18 protein-coding genes and 1 riboswitch are annotated in these 17,336 nt (G+C 44.2%); of the genes, 11 read left to right on the top strand and 7 right to left on the bottom strand.

What is annotated here, in order from left to right; all coding sequences use genetic code 11:
- Positions 1-206 precede the first annotated feature (206 nt).
- Complete coding sequence (locus RBB45_RS05385; RefSeq protein WP_224950622.1) at positions 207-749, top strand: GNAT family N-acetyltransferase; 543 nt, start codon at positions 207-209, stop codon at positions 747-749.
- Positions 750-1,883, top strand: coding sequence for a DUF1835 domain-containing protein (locus tag RBB45_RS05380; protein WP_306009193.1), 1,134 nt, complete (start codon positions 750-752; stop codon positions 1,881-1,883). It begins immediately after the preceding gene.
- Here the strand turns inward: RBB45_RS05380 and RBB45_RS05375 are convergent.
- Positions 1,825-2,352, bottom strand: coding sequence for a small multi-drug export protein (locus tag RBB45_RS05375; protein WP_022543988.1), 528 nt, complete (start codon positions 2,350-2,352; stop codon positions 1,825-1,827). The two genes, RBB45_RS05380 and RBB45_RS05375, sit on opposite strands and share 59 nt — an antisense overlap.
- Positions 2,353-2,572: 220 nt before the next feature.
- Here RBB45_RS05375 and RBB45_RS05370 point away from each other — a divergent pair, with 220 nt between their 5' ends.
- The 5 genes from RBB45_RS05370 (at position 2,573) to RBB45_RS05350 (ending at position 7,980) form a co-directional block, all read left to right on the top strand.
- Positions 2,573-3,271 (top strand): response regulator transcription factor, encoded by a 699-nt coding sequence (locus tag RBB45_RS05370; RefSeq protein ID WP_009793335.1) that lies wholly within the window; start codon positions 2,573-2,575, stop codon positions 3,269-3,271.
- 6 nt (positions 3,272-3,277) lie between these two features.
- On the top strand, positions 3,278-4,306 hold the full coding sequence (locus tag RBB45_RS05365; RefSeq protein WP_094767693.1) for a sensor histidine kinase: 1,029 nt from the start codon (positions 3,278-3,280) through the stop codon (positions 4,304-4,306).
- A gap of 60 nt (positions 4,307-4,366) precedes the next feature.
- On the top strand, positions 4,367-5,131 hold the full coding sequence (locus tag RBB45_RS05360; protein ID WP_306009276.1) for an ABC transporter ATP-binding protein: 765 nt from the start codon (positions 4,367-4,369) through the stop codon (positions 5,129-5,131).
- Positions 5,106-6,986, top strand: a complete 1,881-nt coding sequence (locus RBB45_RS05355) for an FtsX-like permease family protein (protein ID WP_306009192.1) — start codon at positions 5,106-5,108, stop codon at positions 6,984-6,986. Before RBB45_RS05360 ends, RBB45_RS05355 begins: the two co-directional genes overlap by 26 nt.
- Before the next feature lie 133 nt (positions 6,987-7,119).
- Positions 7,120-7,980 carry a DMT family transporter gene (locus RBB45_RS05350; RefSeq protein WP_248138783.1) on the top strand — a complete coding sequence of 287 codons (861 nt, stop codon included), beginning with the start codon at positions 7,120-7,122 and terminating at the stop codon, positions 7,978-7,980.
- A 49-nt stretch (positions 7,981-8,029) separates the two neighbouring features.
- Here RBB45_RS05350 and spoIIP read toward each other — a convergent pair whose 3' ends face one another.
- Entirely contained in the window at positions 8,030-9,163 is a 1,134-nt protein-coding gene (spoIIP, locus tag RBB45_RS05345; protein ID WP_050767291.1) for a stage II sporulation protein P, read from the bottom strand.
- A gap of 325 nt (positions 9,164-9,488) precedes the next feature.
- On the opposite strand from spoIIP, the gene RBB45_RS05340 reads away from it, so the two are divergent.
- Both RBB45_RS05340 and RBB45_RS05335 read left to right on the top strand, forming a co-directional pair.
- Positions 9,489-9,950, top strand: a complete 462-nt coding sequence (locus RBB45_RS05340) for a hypothetical protein (protein WP_129612649.1) — start codon at positions 9,489-9,491, stop codon at positions 9,948-9,950.
- Positions 9,951-9,975: 25 nt separating this feature from the next.
- Positions 9,976-10,452, top strand: coding sequence for a hypothetical protein (locus tag RBB45_RS05335; RefSeq protein WP_224950610.1), 477 nt, complete (start codon positions 9,976-9,978; stop codon positions 10,450-10,452).
- A gap of 33 nt (positions 10,453-10,485) precedes the next feature.
- On the opposite strand, the gene RBB45_RS05330 is transcribed toward RBB45_RS05335, so the two are convergent.
- Complete coding sequence (locus RBB45_RS05330; RefSeq protein WP_022543984.1) at positions 10,486-10,677, bottom strand: hypothetical protein; 192 nt, start codon at positions 10,675-10,677, stop codon at positions 10,486-10,488.
- A gap of 399 nt (positions 10,678-11,076) precedes the next feature.
- Between RBB45_RS05330 and RBB45_RS05325 the strand changes: the two genes are divergently transcribed.
- Entirely contained in the window at positions 11,077-11,853 is a 777-nt protein-coding gene (locus RBB45_RS05325; RefSeq protein ID WP_224950608.1) for a LysM peptidoglycan-binding domain-containing protein, read from the top strand.
- A 165-nt stretch (positions 11,854-12,018) separates the two neighbouring features.
- Here the strand turns inward: RBB45_RS05325 and RBB45_RS05320 are convergent, their stop codons facing one another.
- A complete protein-coding gene (locus tag RBB45_RS05320; protein ID WP_035402415.1) occupies positions 12,019-12,204 on the bottom strand; it encodes a hypothetical protein in 186 nt (61 codons plus the stop codon).
- Positions 12,205-12,562: 358 nt separating this feature from the next.
- Positions 12,563-12,701: riboswitch (cyclic di-AMP (ydaO/yuaA leader) on the top strand.
- A gap of 255 nt (positions 12,702-12,956) precedes the next feature.
- On the opposite strand from RBB45_RS05320, the gene RBB45_RS05315 reads away from it, so the two are divergent.
- A complete protein-coding gene (locus RBB45_RS05315; protein ID WP_009793348.1) occupies positions 12,957-13,400 on the top strand; it encodes a CBS domain-containing protein in 444 nt (147 codons plus the stop codon).
- A 418-nt stretch (positions 13,401-13,818) separates the two neighbouring features.
- On the opposite strand, the gene RBB45_RS05310 is transcribed toward RBB45_RS05315, so the two are convergent.
- The 3 genes from RBB45_RS05310 to RBB45_RS05300 all read right to left on the bottom strand — a co-directional run bounded on the left by RBB45_RS05310 (position 13,819) and on the right by RBB45_RS05300 (position 17,088).
- Positions 13,819-14,568, bottom strand: coding sequence for a class I SAM-dependent methyltransferase (locus RBB45_RS05310; protein WP_224950606.1), 750 nt, complete (start codon positions 14,566-14,568; stop codon positions 13,819-13,821).
- A 617-nt stretch (positions 14,569-15,185) separates the two neighbouring features.
- A complete protein-coding gene (locus RBB45_RS05305) occupies positions 15,186-15,698 on the bottom strand; it encodes a DUF3231 family protein (protein ID WP_094767687.1) in 513 nt (170 codons plus the stop codon).
- A gap of 139 nt (positions 15,699-15,837) precedes the next feature.
- Positions 15,838-17,088: an MFS transporter gene (locus tag RBB45_RS05300; RefSeq protein ID WP_022543980.1), complete on the bottom strand. Its 1,251-nt coding sequence runs from the start codon at positions 17,086-17,088 to the stop codon at positions 15,838-15,840.
- Between the last annotated feature and the right edge of the window lie 248 nt (positions 17,089-17,336).

Genomic DNA, 17,336 nt, shown 5'->3' with positions numbered 1-17,336 from the left:
TCTGAGAGGATGGAGAACATACCGAAGCGCGGGAAATATTGCTGCCATAACTCAAAGGGTAAGCTGCATCTCTAGTCTGATATTAAAGTCCTTTCACTGAAAAACAGTTTGCATCTTCAAATAAAGAAAACAAATTAGCTCAGCAGGAATTCCTCTATAAAATGCCGAATATTGTCAGTTGATCTGAGTACAAAGGAGCATAATCAATGTATATAGAAACAGAACGGCTGATCATCAGGGATTTTCAAGAGGAGGACTGGCGGGAATTTTATACTTATACCTCTGATGCACAAGTCATGGAGTATATGCCGGAAGGTGTTTTCAATCAAGAAGCTGCCATGAAGTTTGTAAAGGAAAATATGATTGAAGCCAGAAACTACCCAGTCATTGTTAAAGAAAACAGTCAGCTCGCCGGCCATATCGTTTTTCATCCCTATTTTGGAACACATACCTATGAAATCGGCTGGGTAATGAACCCACATTTCCAGAACAGGGGATTAGCATCTGAAGCAGCATCTGCTGTTTTGAAGCACGGGTTCGAACAAAAGAATCTCCACAGAATCATTGCTACCTGCCAGCCGGAAAATATTGCATCCTATAAAGTAATGGAAAGAATCGGGATGAGGAGAGAAGGGTTTTTCAAAAAGTGCATTCCGCATGGAGAAGGATGGCGGGATGAATATTATTATGCGATTCTTGGGGAAGAATGGCATCTTCACCATACTGCTGCAGGAATGGAGAGTGACTGAATGTCTACAAGAATCCGATTTCCTTTTGTTTATTTCTATGCTGAGCCGAATGTTGTTTTTGTCTACAAAATAAATAGGACAGAATTTCTGGATTCCAATAGTTTCCGTGAACTGGAGAAGCAGACTTATGAGATGGCACCAGGGGAGGATTTCTCTGATTTCTATCATGAAAACCATCAGCCTCTGGAAGGCCGCGGTTATTTCATGAGTCTTGAAAATCACTATAAAATGATCAAAATAATTAACAGGGCGATTCAGAAGCATAAAAAAGAAACGGGAACCAGGAGAAGCCCATCATATACCGCTGTCCATATTGCACCATCAGAATCCGCTGCCGGCAGCATAAGGGTTATGCTGCCTCAGCGGGAGGAAGTAATCAGCCAGATAGAATATCTTGGCATTGGGCCTCTATGGAAACTGGATACTGAAGAGGGGAAAAAACATCGTGCTGACTGGATGTTCGACCATATCAACTACCAAATAGAAGACTTTGAACTGGACCAGAAAAATGACAATATGCTTTTGCAAATAGCTGATATTCCTGAAGAAGTGCCCATCTACCTATGGGCAGGCGAAAATGCGGATGAGCAGACAAATCTCCGCTATTTAATGAATCTGCTAAAAGGCAAGAAAAATGACATAATCGTCATTAATTCCACTGGCCAATTTACAGAGATGGGCTTGAAGAATAATGGGCCTGCCCGTTATACAAGCCAAATGGAGCCCGACAATCTGTCGCTTATTTTTAAGAGGGGCAAAGAGAACTCCCCCCTGAGCGAGAAAGAGCGGATGAAGCTGCTGAGTGAGTGGGAAAAACTCGCCCGCACTCAATCTGTTTTGCGCATTTGGGAGAACGGAAGCATTGTCTCCGTTCGAGAGGACCATTTTGACCCAAGAATCCTCGAAACAATAAAAGAAATGGAAGCTGATAGTGAAGATGGCTTTGTCAGAGCTGGACACCTAATTGGAGCCATTACAGATATAGATTTGCCGGACACAGATTTATTTTACCTGGAGTACCGCCTCAGAGAGCTGATATACCATGGCATCCTTGAATTAAGAGGAGTCCCGAAATCTATGAGGCATTACCGGGTAAAACTGCGGGAGGAGAAACCAACAGCGCTTCCTGGGTGAAATCCAGCAAACTGACCCCATAGGCGGAAGCAGCCGCAAACACGATTGTCCACATAGCAAGGCTGACGGTCATCCAGGCAAGAACCCGGGAACGGGAAGCCCCGAGGGAAAAAGCGGCTACGGCAGCAATATCAGTCCCCACCAATAGCGGTGCGAGAAGGGCGAGGCCCGGGATACCGTATTTTTCCCAAAGCTGCTGTGAACGTTTATCTCTTTTTGTGGGGCCGGCTGCGCCTTTTTTCTCCCGCCTTCTATTCCTCCACTGAAAAAATTGCTCAAAAAAGATGGCAAGCAAAATGAGCAGCAGAAGATTTCCGGCAAATGCCAGGACTCCTGTCCAAAAGGGTGACAGCCCCCAAAGTACTCCAAGCGGAACCACAATGGAAATGTCCATCCAGGGTGCAGCTGAGAAAATAAAAATAACGACATACTGCCAGAAAGCACTGGCAGATTGAGCCCATTCAATCATCATTCTTCTCCTTTCTTCAATATTGCTCAAACTATTTATTACTATTATAAGAGAGCCAGTTTAATATTGGGTAAGATCGGGTTTAATGTTTATTTAAAACGCAGATATATCTTCTTCCAGCATATAAAATGAGGGCTGAAAGTGTGTCTGCGGCTATATTCAGAAGAAAACATCATGCTGTTAAAATTAAATCAAACTTATTGTAAACAGGAGAGAGGATATGCACAAAATATTGCTTGTGGAAGATGATGTGAAAATAGCAGATCTGCTGAAGTCGCATCTCATGAAGTATGGCTATGAAGCGGCCGTATGCACGGAATTCGATGAGGTAGTTAAATGCTTTGAAAGAGAGCAGCCTGCGATGGTCCTGATGGATATCAATCTGCCGAGCTATGACGGTTTTTACTGGACACGCCAGCTCAGGCAGTTGACCACCTGCCCGATCATATTCATTTCAGCCCGTGCGGGTGAGATGGACCAGATTATGGCATTAGAGCATGGAGGCGATGATTACATAACCAAGCCATTTCATTATGAGGTCGTCCTGGCTAAAATCAAGAGCCATCTTAGGAGGGCATATGGGGAATATGCATTGAATGTGAAGGAACGGCAGATTGAAGCTGAGGGACTTATCCTTTATCCTGAAAGACTCCTGCTTGTTTTTGAGGAAAAGCAGGCTTCGGTCACAAAGAATGAGTGTGCGGTCCTGGAAATTCTGATGAAAAGATATCCCCGCTTTGCCAGCAGGGAAGCGCTGCTCGAAAAGCTGTGGGATGATCAGGCTTATGTGGATGAAAACACATTGAATGTCAATATGAACAGAGTAAGAAAAAAGCTCAGGGAAATATCTATAACCGGAGCGGTTGAGACCGTCAGGGGAGCAGGCTATCTGCTTCAAAATACCTGGAAAAGGAGCTGATTGGTGTTGAAGCTCTTTTTTAAGGATCATTCAGGGGTCATCTTTCTCCATATTGTCATGCTCTTTTCTGTGCTTATTATCTATCGTATGGCAGGATTCCGGGACATAAAGGTAAGCTTATATACTGTTTTTTTGGGGCTTTGCCTGCTCGGCGGTTATCTGGTTTTCCGTTATGCAGGAATGAAGGGATATTATGCACGGCTCACAAATCCGTTTGCGGCTCTCGATGAATCGATTTCTGCGACAGGCTTCTATCCGATGGCAGAAGCTCTTGATCAGCTTTTGCTGAATCAATACCAGCTTTATGAGAACAAGCTGGCGCAATGGGAAAGAGATAAAAACGAACATCTTATCTTTATGAATCAGTGGGTGCATCAAATGAAGACCCCTCTATCTGTCATAGAACTGCTGCTGCAGGATGAGGACGAAGTAAGCCGTGAAAACATCAGGGAAGAGACGGACAGAATTCAAAAAGGTCTGGAAACAGTACTGTACAATGCAAGGCTTAAATCTTTTGAGCATGATTTCCATGCAGAGCCTGTCAGGCTAAGGGAGCTGGCTGTGAAACTGGTGCAGGAGAACAAGCGCTTGTTCATCCGGAATGAAGTTTATCCTGAAATTGCAGCTGGAGCTGATCTTATTGTCCATTCTGACAAAAAATGGCTCGAGTTCGCAGTCTCCCAGATTCTGATAAATAGCATCAAATATTCAAAAGGTACAAATCAACAGGTGACCATCTCCTTCTGGCAGGAAGGAGAAACTGTCATCCTTGAAGTGAAGGACCGCGGGCATGGAATACCGGCCAGTGATATCGAGCGTGTCTTCCAGCCTTTCTTTACCGGCGAAAACGGGCGCCGTTTCCCGGAGTCTACAGGAATGGGACTGTATCTGGTTTCAGAAATCAGCATGAAGCTTCAATTTCAGCTGGAGCTGGAGTCCGAAGAAGGAAAGGGGACTGCTGTTCGCTTCCTGTTCAATGAGCCGAACAGCATCTTACAAGATTGTAAGCCTCGTGAAAGGAACTTCGATAGCTGAAGCAATCTCTCTCCTTTACTATTAAAGCATCAGAAGAAAGAGAGGAGAAATTAAATGAAGATGCTTCAGATAAATCGGCTAAGTAAAGTATATACAGGAAAGGTTTCTTACCGGGCACTGTCAGAACTCAGCCTGGAAATCAGCAGAGGGGAGTTCGCTGGGATCATGGGCCCTTCAGGCAGCGGAAAGACTACACTGCTGAATATGATATCCACGATTGATTCTCCAACATCAGGCGAAATCCTGATAGAAGGAAAAGATCCGAACAAGCTGAAGAAAAGGGATCTTGCGAAATTCCGCCGGAGAGAGCTTGGTTTTGTTTTTCAGGATTTTAATCTGCTTGAGACGCTGACTGTGAAAGAAAATATGATGCTTCCTCTTACATTGGAAGGGGTACGCGTCAGGGAAATGGAAGAGAAAGCAGAAAAGGTCGCAGACAAGCTTGGCATCCGGCCGATCATGAACAAAAGGACCTATGAAATTTCGGGCGGACAGGCACAAAGAGCGGCGATTGCAAGGGCCATCATTCATACCCCGAAGCTCCTGCTGGCAGACGAACCGACAGGGAATCTGGATTCAAAGGCTTCACGCGATGTGATGGAAACTATGTCAGACATAAACAGGAATGACGGTACCACCATGCTGCTTGTCACCCATGATGCCCTGGCTGCCAGTTATTGTGACCGGGTTATCTTTATCAAGGATGGCAGGCTCTATAATGAAATCCGCCAGGGAGACAGCCGCCAGGCCTTTTTCCAGAAAATCATTGATATGCTTTCAATACTGGGAGGGAATGCACATGACCTTTCGTCAATTCGCGTTTAAGAATGTGCACCGCAATAAACGGCTGTATGCGGCTTATCTGCTGAGCAGCGCCTTTTCGGTCATGGTATTTTTCGTCTATGCGGTTTTTGCCTTCCATCCGGGCCTTAAAACAGAAGGGATCGGCGGGCATGTTTCAACCGGGTTGCATTTTGCCGAAGCAGTTATATATGTGTTTTCCTTCTTTTTTGTCCTTTTCAGCATGAGTGCATTCCTGAAATCGAGAAAAAAGGAGCTCGGATTGCTGGTTATGCATGGAATGACAGGTATGCAGCTCAGAAAGATGATCTTCGTGGAAAACATGATGATCGGACTGGTTTCAATTCTGACAGGAATCGGAACTGGCATGGTGCTTGCCAAGGCAATCCTGCTCGCAGCTGAAAATGTACTCGGTTTAAAAAAGTCCCTGCCTTTTTATATGCCTGTTGAAGCGCTGGGCCTTACAGCGGGTGCTTTTGTCCTGCTGTTCGCAGTTATTTCATTTTTCACAGTTTCCATGTTCAGGGGGAATCAGCTGACAGCTTTTATTAAAAGAAGCGCTGCTCCAAAGCCTGAACCGCGCGCTTCCAGCCTGCTTGCCCTGCTATCTGCCTTGCTTCTTGCCGCAGGGTATATTACTGCGCTCAGGGTGAAGGGGGTTTATGTAAGCGTGGCATTGGTGCCGGTCAGCACTGTTGTCATCATCGGGACTTATTTTCTCTTTACACAGCTCAGCGTGTATATCATCGGCCGCTTAAAAAAGAATCCATCAATCCTGTTCAAAAAGACGAATCTGCTTCTTTTCTCTGATTTAGCTTACAGGATGAAGGATAACGCCCGTACCTTCTTCATTGTTTCGATTGTATCTACTGTGGCATTTTCAGCCATTGGCGCACTGGTCGGCTTCAGGACAGTTATGACCAAGGCAGTCCAGGAGGAGAATCCGTTTGCTTTTGACTACAGCAGCTATGCAGGAAACGAGAGGGAAGCATCCCAGGTTGAGCTCATCCGGACTAGGCTTAATGAAGAGGGGATCTCCTATCGCGAACTTAGAGCAAAAGGGCTTTACCAGACTGTCGGCGACAGTCAGGCGATGTTTGTGAAAAGTTCTGAATATAACCCGATAGCAAGAGCGGCAGGCGGGAAAGCAGTAGATCCTAAAGGAGACAAAGCAATCAAAATAATACCTATGAAAACACCTGCTGAAAAAGAAAAACAAACAAATCTGACCCTCAAAGAAAGCGGGGAGCCCATTTCCATAGCTGGAAATACACAATCATTTGCGTTCCCTTCCTATGAAAGCTTTTATGTTGTATCAGACAATAAGTTTGCCGCGCTGCGAAGTTCTGCCAAAACACAGCATTTTTATACTTTTGATGCAGAAGATTGGAAAAGCACATCAGATATCGGGGAAGAACTGGCGAAAGAGCTTCCGATCAGCAGACTTGGAAAAGAATACAGCTTTTTTCCGCTAGCTCATGAAATGGATAAGATTGTTCAAGGGTATGGGGCCATCCTATTTGTCGGCCTATTTATCGGAGCAGTGTTTTTTGTTGCCGCCGGGAGCTTTCTTTACTTCAGGCTCTTTAGCGATCTTGATGAGGATAAAAAGAAATTTTCCCGCATTGCAAAGATCGGACTAACGGATGATGAACTGTCAAAAGTGGTTTCAGTGCAGATCGGGCTCCTGTTTTTTGTACCGTCAGGCGTTGCAGCTGTCCACGGTGCTGTAGCTCTTACCAGCATGCAGAATATGTTCGGCACCTCGCTCTTCAAGGAGTCAGCCCTTGTGCTGGGAAGCTTTTTACTGATTCAGCTGGTTTATTATGTATTCATCCGTTCGGCATACTTGAAAAATATCAAGAAGGCACTCCGCTAAATGCAGCAGGACCAGAAATCAGGGTCCTGCTTATTTTACGCCGGCGGCAAACGGATTTGTTGACGCTGTCTGCCTGTCTGCCTGTAAAATAGATAAGTGTACATAGAGTTAATACTAACAGGGGGATGCTGATATGAACCGCCTCACTTATATGCTGCTGGTACTTTTGACAACCTCTCTTATGGGATCGTCCTTTGCTATAGGTAAAATCGGACTTGATTATATTTCCCCCCTTATGCTGACAGGGCTTCGTTTTACCATTGCCGGGGTGCTGATGGCAGTCATTGTACAGCGGAAGCCGCGGCCAAGTGCATTGCCAGAATGGCTGAAGGTGTTCTCGATCGGCCTGTTTCAGACAGCAGGGGTGATGGGGTGTATTTTTCTCAGCTTAAGGACCATCACTGCCGGGGAATCATCCATACTTACGTTCAGTAATCCGCTGATTGTTGTTGTTCTGGGCACGATCATTTTCGGCCTAAAATATACAAAGATTCAATGGATAGGCGTCATTGCTGGATTTCTGGGTGTGATCCTGACACTTGGCTTTCAATTTCGGCTGGAATCAGGCACCCTGCTCGGTCTTGGGGCAGCTTTTTCATGGGCAATCGCGACCTTGCTTATTAAAAGGTGGGGAGGGCAATTCAATACCTGGGTTTTGACAGCTTATCAGCTTCTTTTCGGAGGAATCGTCCTGCTGCTTATGAGCTTGACCATGGAAAAGATTGAGCTGCACATCACTCCGCTTTCAATCTTCATTGTTGTATGGCTCGCTTTGATGGCATCTATTGTCCAATTCGCTGTCTGGTTTTATTTATTAAGCAAAGGAGATCCGGGGAAAACGAGTGCCTTTCTTTTCCTTGCCCCATTCTTTGGCGTGCTGTCCGGATGGCTTCTGCTGGGGGAAGCTGTCCATTGGTATGTCTATGCCGGAGGAGCACTTATTTTTCTCGGGATTTTTCTTGTCAACTGGACTTTCAAAAAGAGCAGTACCTAACAAAGAGAGCCGCACCTCAGAAGTGCGGCTTTTCTCTGTTCGCGGCGGATTACTCCTTGCTGCCGCCGTTCTCGTCCCAATAGATATCTGCAAAAGCTTCAGATAAAGCATCAACTGTTCTGTGGAGTTCCTCCAGATTATTATCGACCCCGCCAAGCTCTACCAGAATGGCTCTGTTGGATATATCCTGGTTATATACCCCGTTTCCTTCAAGCTTTGTCTTTAAGAATACTCCACGGCTGAGGCCCGGGTATTTTTCTTCAACCTTCGCATTCAGTTTTTTTGTATATTCCAGATTGGCCTGGTAATTTTTATTTTCTTTGCCGACGATGAAATACAGACGTGCATAGGTTTTGCCGTTGATCGTCGCAGTCGTTTTATCCTTCCGGGCAGAATCGCGGTGGATGTCTATGAAATATTTCAAATTTGGATTTGCTTCTGCAGAAGCGTGGACAACTTCATTGGATACTTTATAGGAAGAAGAGTAGGTCCACTCTCTCTTAAGCAATTCTTTATTAATATTGGTCTTATCCTGGGATGCTCCGATCCCTTTTTGCAGGAGTGCATCTGAAAGTTTGCTGCCCAGTCCGACCACATTGGCCCGTTCATCTGAAGTTACGGCTTTATTGGCGTCTTTTGTATTTTTCAGCAGCGGAAGGAAGGCCTCCATATTATGTGAATGATATATCAGCACATCTGTTTTTTCAGGCTTTTTGGCCGGTTGTGCCGGCTTGTCCGCCACAGGCTGCTGCAGCTTTTCTTCTGCAACTTCACGCTCATTCATGAGTACTTCTGCTGGAGGTGCTGATTCAAATGGAAGGGTGGAAAGATCTGTTCCTTCCCCGGCAACCACTATTTCTGTATCAAAATAAACAAGGCCGGGAAGCTCTGTACCGAGAAAGGTACGGGCATCCGTAGGCTTTACATTAGTGGCAAGGGAAAATAAGGCATCTGTCACATTTTCAAATGTGAAAGGATCGCTGTCAGGAGCGAAGGAATGATTGGCCGAGCTGATAAAATAAGTCAGCAGTTCATTGATTTCAATATTTCTCATGACGCGCTCCAGTGACTTTGAGCTGAATTGAGTGTAGATAATGATAGAAAAGAGGAAAACGGCGGCCGCGATTAGTAGGTAGATGAGATCTTTGTAATGTTTAACGTTTACTGTTACAACTTTTATCATGAAATTCACCTCAATTCACCATATGCTCATTTTTACGAGAGTATGCGATATGAGGGGACAATGATTTGTAAAGTTATACGGGGAAAGAGCCTGCAGAATGTGAAAGGCTCTATCTGAACATCACATGAATAACCTGCCGCCAATGAGGAGATTTTATAATAAAGGCTATGTTAGTGTACCTTGTTGATTTTGGGCTCATTCGTGTGAAAGTCTGTTTTACACGCATTTCAGTACAGCTGAAATGAGCCCAAAATCAACAACAAAGTTTAACAATGCCATAATAAAAAAAAGCAGAATCCTGCTGATTGAAAAGTAGGGAAAAGATATGGCAGGACTAATCATTTCAATTATCATTTTTAATATCGCAGCTGTAAAGTTCGGCAAAACCCTGACTGGCAATCAGAAGCTGCATATATGGGCATTTACGATTGCATTTCAGCAAACCTTCGACGTTATCATAGAATTTAAGCTCCATGGATACTGGTATTTCAGCCTGGATCCTGATATTGGCGGACTGCTGGCACACACACTGCTGCTTCCCCCGGTGAATGTCCTCTTTCTCAGCCGCTATCCTTTTAGATCTGATAGACTGACAAGGATATTTTATGTAGTTTTCTGGGTGATAGCCATTCTTCTTTACGAATATTGCACTTTGCTACCTGAGCCGTGGGGATATTTTCACTACGGGTGGTGGAAGCTGTGGCATGCTGCCATTGCTGATCCAATTTTGTTCTTTTTATTGATTCAGTATTATAAATGGGTACGTAAACTGGAAGGCGCAAAATAGTTTGTTCCATAAAAGAGGTGCTTATATGAAACGGCAAAGACTGCTTTTGGCTGTGATGATGCTTCTTTCCTGGGCTAGTATTCCCCTGATAGGAAAGAGGTCTTTTAAAAGATTTCTTCCGGCATCTATATTCATATGTACCATTGCAGCGATCATGAATATACCTGCAGCAAAACGCAAGTGGTGGGTTTTCCAATCCAGTATCCATCCTAAGATAAGAGGAGATGTACCATTTGTTATCGGTCCTTATTTCGTTTTGTCCTTTCTGGTATTGAAGTATATGTACGGGAAGTTTGGTTTATATATGATCGTCAATTTTGTCCTTCATATTTTATATGCATTCCCAGGCGTCCGGTTTTTGGAGTGGGCAGGAATTGCTTCTCTCAAAAAAATGACTAAGCAGCAATTCATCCTGCTTCAGCAGTTCAGAGCAGTCCTTTTATATGGCTTCCAATTGCTCTATGAAAAGCTGCGAAGTTCCGATCCCGGTGAACAGAACTGAGCCCCGCTCTTAGAGAGCGGGGCCTGCTGACAGCTAACCATTGCTGCGCTGATGGTCTACCCACCAGTCTATATGATCCAGATCAAAAACGATCATGCTGCCAAAAGGTCTTTGATGGGGGAGTTTCCGTTTTTGTATGAGATCCAGAATGGCCTCCTCAGACAGCGGATAATCTTTCATATCCAGATAAGCTATCAGATCTTTTATGCTGTACGCCTTTCTCAAAAATTAATCACCTCCCGCCAATCCTCCTTTATACAAAGGAAGTCTGGCGAAAAGCACTTAATAAATGAGAAGCTAAGATACTTTTACCCCGGCAATTACTCTCTAATCTTTCTTCTGCAAAAAAACATCTTATTGAAAAAGAACTCAGTCCTAAATGAAATATTTGCCATCCTTCTGAAAAGAAACCAGGGAACTGGAATAGTCGATATTACTTCTGCGGTTTGATAATACCTGCGTCAATATTGGAAAATACATTCCGTACTTAAAATATAAGCCGTATAAAAAGATATCATGCTTTAAGCAAAATGGGCTTGTCCCCCTGAAACGGTTCTTTGTTCTCCCCGTCTAATCTGTTGTAAAGGCAAAATACAACAAGATTGACAGAAGGGGGATTCTAAAATGAAAAAAGTAAAAAAACTGGCTGCTTCAGCGCTTGTCGCCCTTGGCATTCTAACATTCAGCCAGGGCACTGCATCTGCTGAAGAGTTTTATACCATCAAAAAAGGGGACACTCTCTATAGCATTGCCAGGCAATATGGCAGTACAGTCGGGCAGCTGAAGCATCTCAATAAATTAAAGAGCGATTTGATCTATGCAGGCAGCAGATTGGAGGTTCCCGGAAAGATTACAGTGAAGAAAGGAGACACACTCTGGACACTCGGACAAAAATACGGTCTCAGTGTCGCTGAACTCAAGAAAATAAACGGACTGAGGAGCGACCTGATCCTAATAGGGCAGAATCTGTCAGTTAATAAAGGCAGTATTGCTTCATATGATGCTGAAAAGGTGAAATTGTCCGTTTCCCCCAAGAAAGGTTACACATTTCATGCAGAAGAGCCGCGCCGCTTCCTTTTGGAATATGGGAAGAATAGCCGGTATTTTGCCAGGGTGGAAGTTCTTGACGGAAAATCAGCAATGGATGAAGTAAAGAAAAATTCTATGGAATATCTTAGGACGATTGGCAAGCCTGAAGACATGAAACCAGTACAGCTTCCATTTTATAGAGACAGTATGATGGTGCTGCACGCACATAACAAAACTGACCAGGCAAACATCATTGTCAAAAATGTAGACGGGAAGCTGCTTCGATTCACCATTCATTATGTGAACCAGGAGGAATCAGAAGAGGTTTACGGGAAGATGATCTCGATTCTCGGAAGCGTGAAAGCATACTGAAAATGAAAAAGGGAGGGGATCCAGCGGTCCCCTCCCTTGCCATTTCCCATGATTATTTCCAGACTTCTTCGGCAATGTTTGCTTAAGTGAAAGTAGAATGGCTAGGTAGAAAATAGAGAGCTTCAGCAAGCTCTCTATCAGTACAAGTCTATAGGGTGTTATGCTTTATTTTGAAAACAGCTTCAGCAGCGGATGCTTATTTTTGTCCTTCACCTTGATTTCCTCCATCACTATCCGGTCCTGATGCTCAGAAATCCATTCTTCCATTTCTTTTTTATCTTTGCATTGCGTATAGTAGGTTTCTCCGCCTTTTCCAACTGCATTAATGACATATCGGCAAGTGTTTCCCATAAATCCTCCCGTTGCTGTGGTGTTTAAAAGGTATAATGCATGCATTCCATCATGGTTTCTCTTATTCTCAGATCCTCTTGTTTTATACAAAAACAGAGGAGGAGAAACCGGATTTTTAAGTCATGATTTCCAATAATAAATCCTGTTCTGCCTTATCTTACTCACGAACTTAATGGCTGTCAACGGAAAATAAAAAAGAAATAAAAAAAGAAATAAACGGGTTGAAAACATGGTGATGTCTTTGTAGAATAGAGGATTCACTCATTTTTTTGCAGAATGCTGAAAGTCAGATAAAAAAAGGGATATGCAGAAATTTGCTTATACGGAAAGTTGGAAGTAAAATTATTTCAACACCTGAAAAGTGAATCGGCTTAATCTCATATTGAGAGCGGAGGAACCAATTTTTGGGGCTAATCCTGCAGGAAGCAGGAGGGATGAGAATGATCTTTCGCCATCCTGCCCGTCAGCTAACTTCGTCGGCTAAAGCGAGTGAGGTCATTTTAGACCGCCTAATGAGCAGCACCCTTGCATCCAAATTTGCAGAAGCTGCCTGGAGCCAGGATAGGTCTTTTTGTGCTGTATATTATCTGCGTACGTTTTAGAGCGGCTGTTTTCAGGGAAGAAAGGGAATGTGGCTCTTTAGGCATATTCATTGCCAAGGGACAGTTTGTGCCCAATAATCCCAAAGGAACCATTAAGCCGGATTGAATGCTGCAGGTGTTCACTGATAAGAAGAAGGAGAATCAGCTGTAATGAATATCGCGTTTTTTTTATTGCCTAAAAATGAACTGGTTTTTGTCTACGACCATTGGACAATGAGGCAAGCCATGGAAAAAATGGAGTATCACCGTTATACAACCTTTCCGATATTAAATAAAGAAGGAAAGTATGTAGGTTCCTTGTCAGAAGGAGACTTGTTATGGAAGCTCAAAAGCATGGGCAGGGTCGACTTTAATGAGATCCAGGGAGTGATGCTGAAGGATGTGCCGCTTCATAGATCATATGAGCCAGTGCTAGTTAGCAGTGAGATGGAAGAAATCATTAATTCATCACTAAATCAGAATTTTGTCCCTGTTACGGACGACAGCGGCGTTTTCATAGGATTGATCCGAAGAAGGGAAATTATTGATTATCTGGCAGGCAGCTTCAAAGAAAGGGACTTGTCTGTTCCCGGGGAGCAGAGCAAGACAACATAAGCAGCCGCTTTTATTTAGAAAAAAAGTCCATACAATTTTGTATGGACTTTTTGGCGCGGCAGGGGTTAGGGGAGGATTGATACAGGGATTGCATTGTTCCGTTGGAAAATGGCATCAATTTTAGGGGGAAGTCTTTAAAATAAAGGGTGAGCATTACAACTAGAAGCTGCTTCGCCCGACTTTTAAAGAGATTAAATCAAAAAACAAGGACGATCATTCCGGATACCTTCACAATCATGCCTGATATGCCTATAATCGGGCCTGTTTAGGCAATAATCTTTCCATATCTGCCATAATTCATGCCGGTTTCCGCATTAATATTCTTAATCCCATATAGTTACAAAAGACTATACAAAGCAGCGGTGAAGATGCTGCATATGAAGCAGTAAGATTCATGGGCGTACCCGGCTCTTATCCTTTAAATAGCTTTTGTGCTCTTAATAATGATAGTTGTCGGAAGATATTGGGCTTTTTCATAGGAATACCAGCGGTTGCTGTGCCTTTTCCTGTCTTCCTCAGATAGGCATGCTTCTTCTATCACTCTCTCGATTTTAAAACCTTGGCTGACCAGCGCATTGATATAGGTGCTTACCTTATACTGCTGCATAAAAGCAGGCGTATTCCACCCCTCATGGTTATAAATGCCTTCTTCGTGATAAGGCTTATCGATAATAATGGAGGAATCTTTGCTCCGGATTCTGCTGAAAAAGGGATGTTCCCAGCTGAAAATGAAAGTGCCGCCAGGCTTTAAATACCTGTGGATATTACCCAGCGTTTCCTCGAGGCTCGTTGTCCAGCCGAGAGCATAGATGGAATAGACAATATCAAAATATTGATTAGGGAGCCCCGGATCATTCTCCATAGGGGATTCAAAAAGTCTTACTGGCGCTGCAGCACCGCCGAGCACCTGCTGTGCCGTATGAATCTGCTTCGGCGACAAATCAATGCCCCAAAGCTCGGCCGCACCCCGCCTGTCCATATAGAGAAGAGAATGCCCGCTTCCGCAGCCGATATCCAGCACCTTTTTCCCGGCAAGGTCGCCAAGCAGGTTCAGTTCATCTTCTACAGGGGCCAGGGGACCATACTCAGGGAGCGGATTTCGGCCAAAAAAGCGCTCTGCTGAAAGGTTCCAGCTTTCTTTGTTTTTCTCTAGAATTTCTGTTTTCATAAGTATCATCCTTTATCCGATTATAAAATGGCTCTCATGCTGACCTGAGGAACCTCTATCAATATTCGGTGCACTTCCAATATTCTCCTTTAAATCTTAGGGAAAATTAGTCTATTCGCTTTGTTTAAGCAAGATTTTCAGCAGTGTCATAGAGATGGCGAGTAATGGAAAGCAGCAGATGTAACCAGGAAAGCAACCTGGGATGATGCCATGTCAAGAAGACTGCCAGCCGGACTGACTAGTCAGGAGAAAAGGAAGTATTCGCTTTTGTGAAGGCGGCAATAAGGAAGAAACGCCTGAATGACACTCAGCTGATCATGCTAAAACAGATGTTTATTAAAGAAGCTCTAAAAACAATATTTCCATATCAGAAACAATGATTAAAACAGCAGCCAGAGCGCGATCAAGTATAACCCCTGGAAATACAATCCAGAGCAAACAAGCGTATTTTAACTATCGGCCATATCAGAGTTTTCCTTATCACTCATTTTCTATTATTAGTGTAAGAAATTCTGCAGAAATCAAAAATCAGCCCCGGCTGTATTTTTATACGGCTCAAGACTGATTTTATTAGTAAAGTAAAGCTCATAATCTGGACAGCTGAACTGGATTAGCAGTTAGCAGTCCTTCCCTTTAGACAGATGCAGGGGAGGAGGGATCAGCCAGCCCTTTTCTTTATTCAGGCGCAAAACCTTGGCGCCAAGCTGGGCTTTTTGTATGTGGAACTGTCCAAACATCATAGCTACATCTTCACGGATTGACATACCTATAACCTGGCTGCAGGCAACAAGACCTGCTGCAATATCAGCAGAAAGTGTTCCCGCTATCTCCATATCGGAAACCCTTGCGCCAACCGGGATGTCATCCAGGCAGGCATCCGGCCGTTCAGGCAGTGCCGGCGGCAGGCCTACTCCATTTTCTTTCAGCAATTCCTCTACCTGCCTGCGATTTTCTTTGCCGAGTTCAATCGCTTCAGTCAACAGCTTCTTAAGATCATCGTCACCTGCATGGTTCATCATGGTCTGATAACCTGCAATCATTGCATTTCCTGCAAGCTGGGATGACCAGATACTAAATACTTCGCCATAATGCAGCGGTTCTTCCTTCGGGTTGCCGCTTAAAATTCCCATCATAAACCTCCTTAAGTTATCTCTCATCAGAGTGCCGCCTTTCTGTTAAGCACAAGGGTAGTATTGCCAATCTGCCTGGAATTCATTTCATCTTTTTAAAAAGAAAAAAAACTTGAGGCTAAATCGCCTCAAGCTGATATTAAATCTTTTCGCTCACCCCGGATTTAACGGAGCTTCTGCCCATGATTGGCAGGAGGATAAGAATTCCAACCGCCAAAAGCACAGCTGAAGCTTCATAAATCAGTACGATGGAAAGCTTGCTGAGCAGCCAGCCGGACATCGACATGGTAATGACGGTTGCTCCCATAAAGAGGGGATTCAGGATGCCATTGACCCTGCCGATAAAGTTTTCTTCTGTATTTTGAAGAATCATCGTATTAATGCCGATATGGATGCACGGCATAAACAGTCCGGAGAAAAATTGTGCAGCAAGTGTGAGCCAGAAAGCGGTGGACAGCCCCATTCCTATAAAGCCGAGTGCACTGGCTGCCATTCCAAGCGCAAGAAGCAGCTGGGGCTGAGCCTTCTTGGAAAGAGCTATAGTAATGCCTCCGCCAAGTATCATGCCGGCTCCAAATGCAGTCATCAGCCATTGCAGCTCCTCTTTTGGCAGGCCAAGCCTGTCAGTTATGAGAAAGACGCCCAGCGGCTGGGTAAGGCCGATAGCAAGGCCGGCAGCCGCAAAGCAGCCTCCGAGCAGGGTAAGCGGCTTGCTGCTCCAGACATAGCGGAAGCCATCCTTCATTTCCTGGAACAGTGATTTTCTTTCAGATGTTTCATCCAATTCCCTGTCAGCTGGCAGCATAAGCAGAATGAGGGCAGAGAGGATAAAAGCTATACCCATAACAGCAATGGCTGTCATGATTCCGAAACGCTGATAGACAAAGGTTCCGATAATCGGTCCAAGAATCATGAAAAGCGCAAATACAGTCTGGTAAATAGACATTCCCATCTGAACCAATTCTGCCGGTACATGCAGCTTGAAAAGCTTCATGCCGGCAGGCTGGGAAAATTGGGATAAGATCGAAGAAACAAGCGTCGCAAAGAAGATCACTTTCCAGCTTCCGAAGAGCAAGGTCAGCAGCACCGCAAATATGGACAAAGCACTTAATAAATCGCACCATACCATAGTCCTTTTCGGCCTCCACCTGTCTGCAAATGTCCCTCCGATAAAAGAAAACAGGAAGATCGGCGCAAATTCGGCGACTGATATAAGAGACACGGCTACCGGGTTTTCATTTGTTTTTTCAATTACATAAAGAAGGATTGAGTAATTACGGACCCAGATCCCGATTTGCAGGAAAAAGACGGACAGCAGGATGGTTCTGATAACGCGATTTTGAAACAGCGCTCCGAAGCCTGCTTTTTCTGCAAGCATATTTTCTGTCATAAAAAAACCTCCTGGCTTTTTCTGGTCAGGAGGCTCCTTGGGTGTAAAGCAGAGCAGAGGGATTCTGCTTACTGTAACAAAAGGGATGCACCAATCCTATCCAGAAAAGAATCGTATAAATGAATTACGAACATTTTCTAAAAAGAATTAGTTGTTCATCGCCCTTTTGTCACCCTTCCGGTAAATTAATATACATATATTACCGGAATCTAGAGGGGAAGGCAAGAGGAGGGATTGAATAATAAATC

It is taken from the genome of Bacillus sp. MMSF_3328 (assembly GCF_030733525.1).
Lineage (GTDB): Bacteria > Bacillota > Bacilli > Bacillales > Cytobacillaceae > Bacillus_AB > Bacillus_AB infantis.
This window is presented reverse-complemented; position numbering and strand designations above follow the sequence as displayed.

Bases quoted from the DNA above. Each gene is read 5' to 3' on its own strand.
- RBB45_RS05385 (WP_224950622.1), top strand. From the start codon at position 207: ATGTATATAGAAACAGAACGGCTGATCATCAGGGATTTTCAAGAGGAG.
- RBB45_RS05380 (WP_306009193.1), top strand. From the start codon at position 750: ATGTCTACAAGAATCCGATTTCCTTTTGTTTATTTCTATGCTGAGCCG.
- RBB45_RS05375 (WP_022543988.1), bottom strand. From the start codon at position 2,352: ATGATTGAATGGGCTCAATCTGCCAGTGCTTTCTGGCAGTATGTCGTT.
- RBB45_RS05370 (WP_009793335.1), top strand. From the start codon at position 2,573: ATGCACAAAATATTGCTTGTGGAAGATGATGTGAAAATAGCAGATCTG.
- RBB45_RS05360 (WP_306009276.1), top strand. From the start codon at position 4,367: ATGCTTCAGATAAATCGGCTAAGTAAAGTATATACAGGAAAGGTTTCT.
- RBB45_RS05355 (WP_306009192.1), top strand. From the start codon at position 5,106: ATGACCTTTCGTCAATTCGCGTTTAAGAATGTGCACCGCAATAAACGG.
- RBB45_RS05350 (WP_248138783.1), top strand. From the start codon at position 7,120: ATGAACCGCCTCACTTATATGCTGCTGGTACTTTTGACAACCTCTCTT.
- spoIIP (WP_050767291.1), bottom strand. From the start codon at position 9,163: ATGATAAAAGTTGTAACAGTAAACGTTAAACATTACAAAGATCTCATC.
- RBB45_RS05340 (WP_129612649.1), top strand. From the start codon at position 9,489: ATGGCAGGACTAATCATTTCAATTATCATTTTTAATATCGCAGCTGTA.
- RBB45_RS05335 (WP_224950610.1), top strand. From the start codon at position 9,976: ATGAAACGGCAAAGACTGCTTTTGGCTGTGATGATGCTTCTTTCCTGG.
- RBB45_RS05325 (WP_224950608.1), top strand. From the start codon at position 11,077: ATGAAAAAAGTAAAAAAACTGGCTGCTTCAGCGCTTGTCGCCCTTGGC.
- RBB45_RS05320 (WP_035402415.1), bottom strand. From the start codon at position 12,204: ATGGGAAACACTTGCCGATATGTCATTAATGCAGTTGGAAAAGGCGGA.
- RBB45_RS05315 (WP_009793348.1), top strand. From the start codon at position 12,957: ATGAATATCGCGTTTTTTTTATTGCCTAAAAATGAACTGGTTTTTGTC.
- RBB45_RS05310 (WP_224950606.1), bottom strand. From the start codon at position 14,568: ATGAAAACAGAAATTCTAGAGAAAAACAAAGAAAGCTGGAACCTTTCA.
- RBB45_RS05305 (WP_094767687.1), bottom strand. From the start codon at position 15,698: ATGGGAATTTTAAGCGGCAACCCGAAGGAAGAACCGCTGCATTATGGC.
- RBB45_RS05300 (WP_022543980.1), bottom strand. From the start codon at position 17,088: ATGACAGAAAATATGCTTGCAGAAAAAGCAGGCTTCGGAGCGCTGTTT.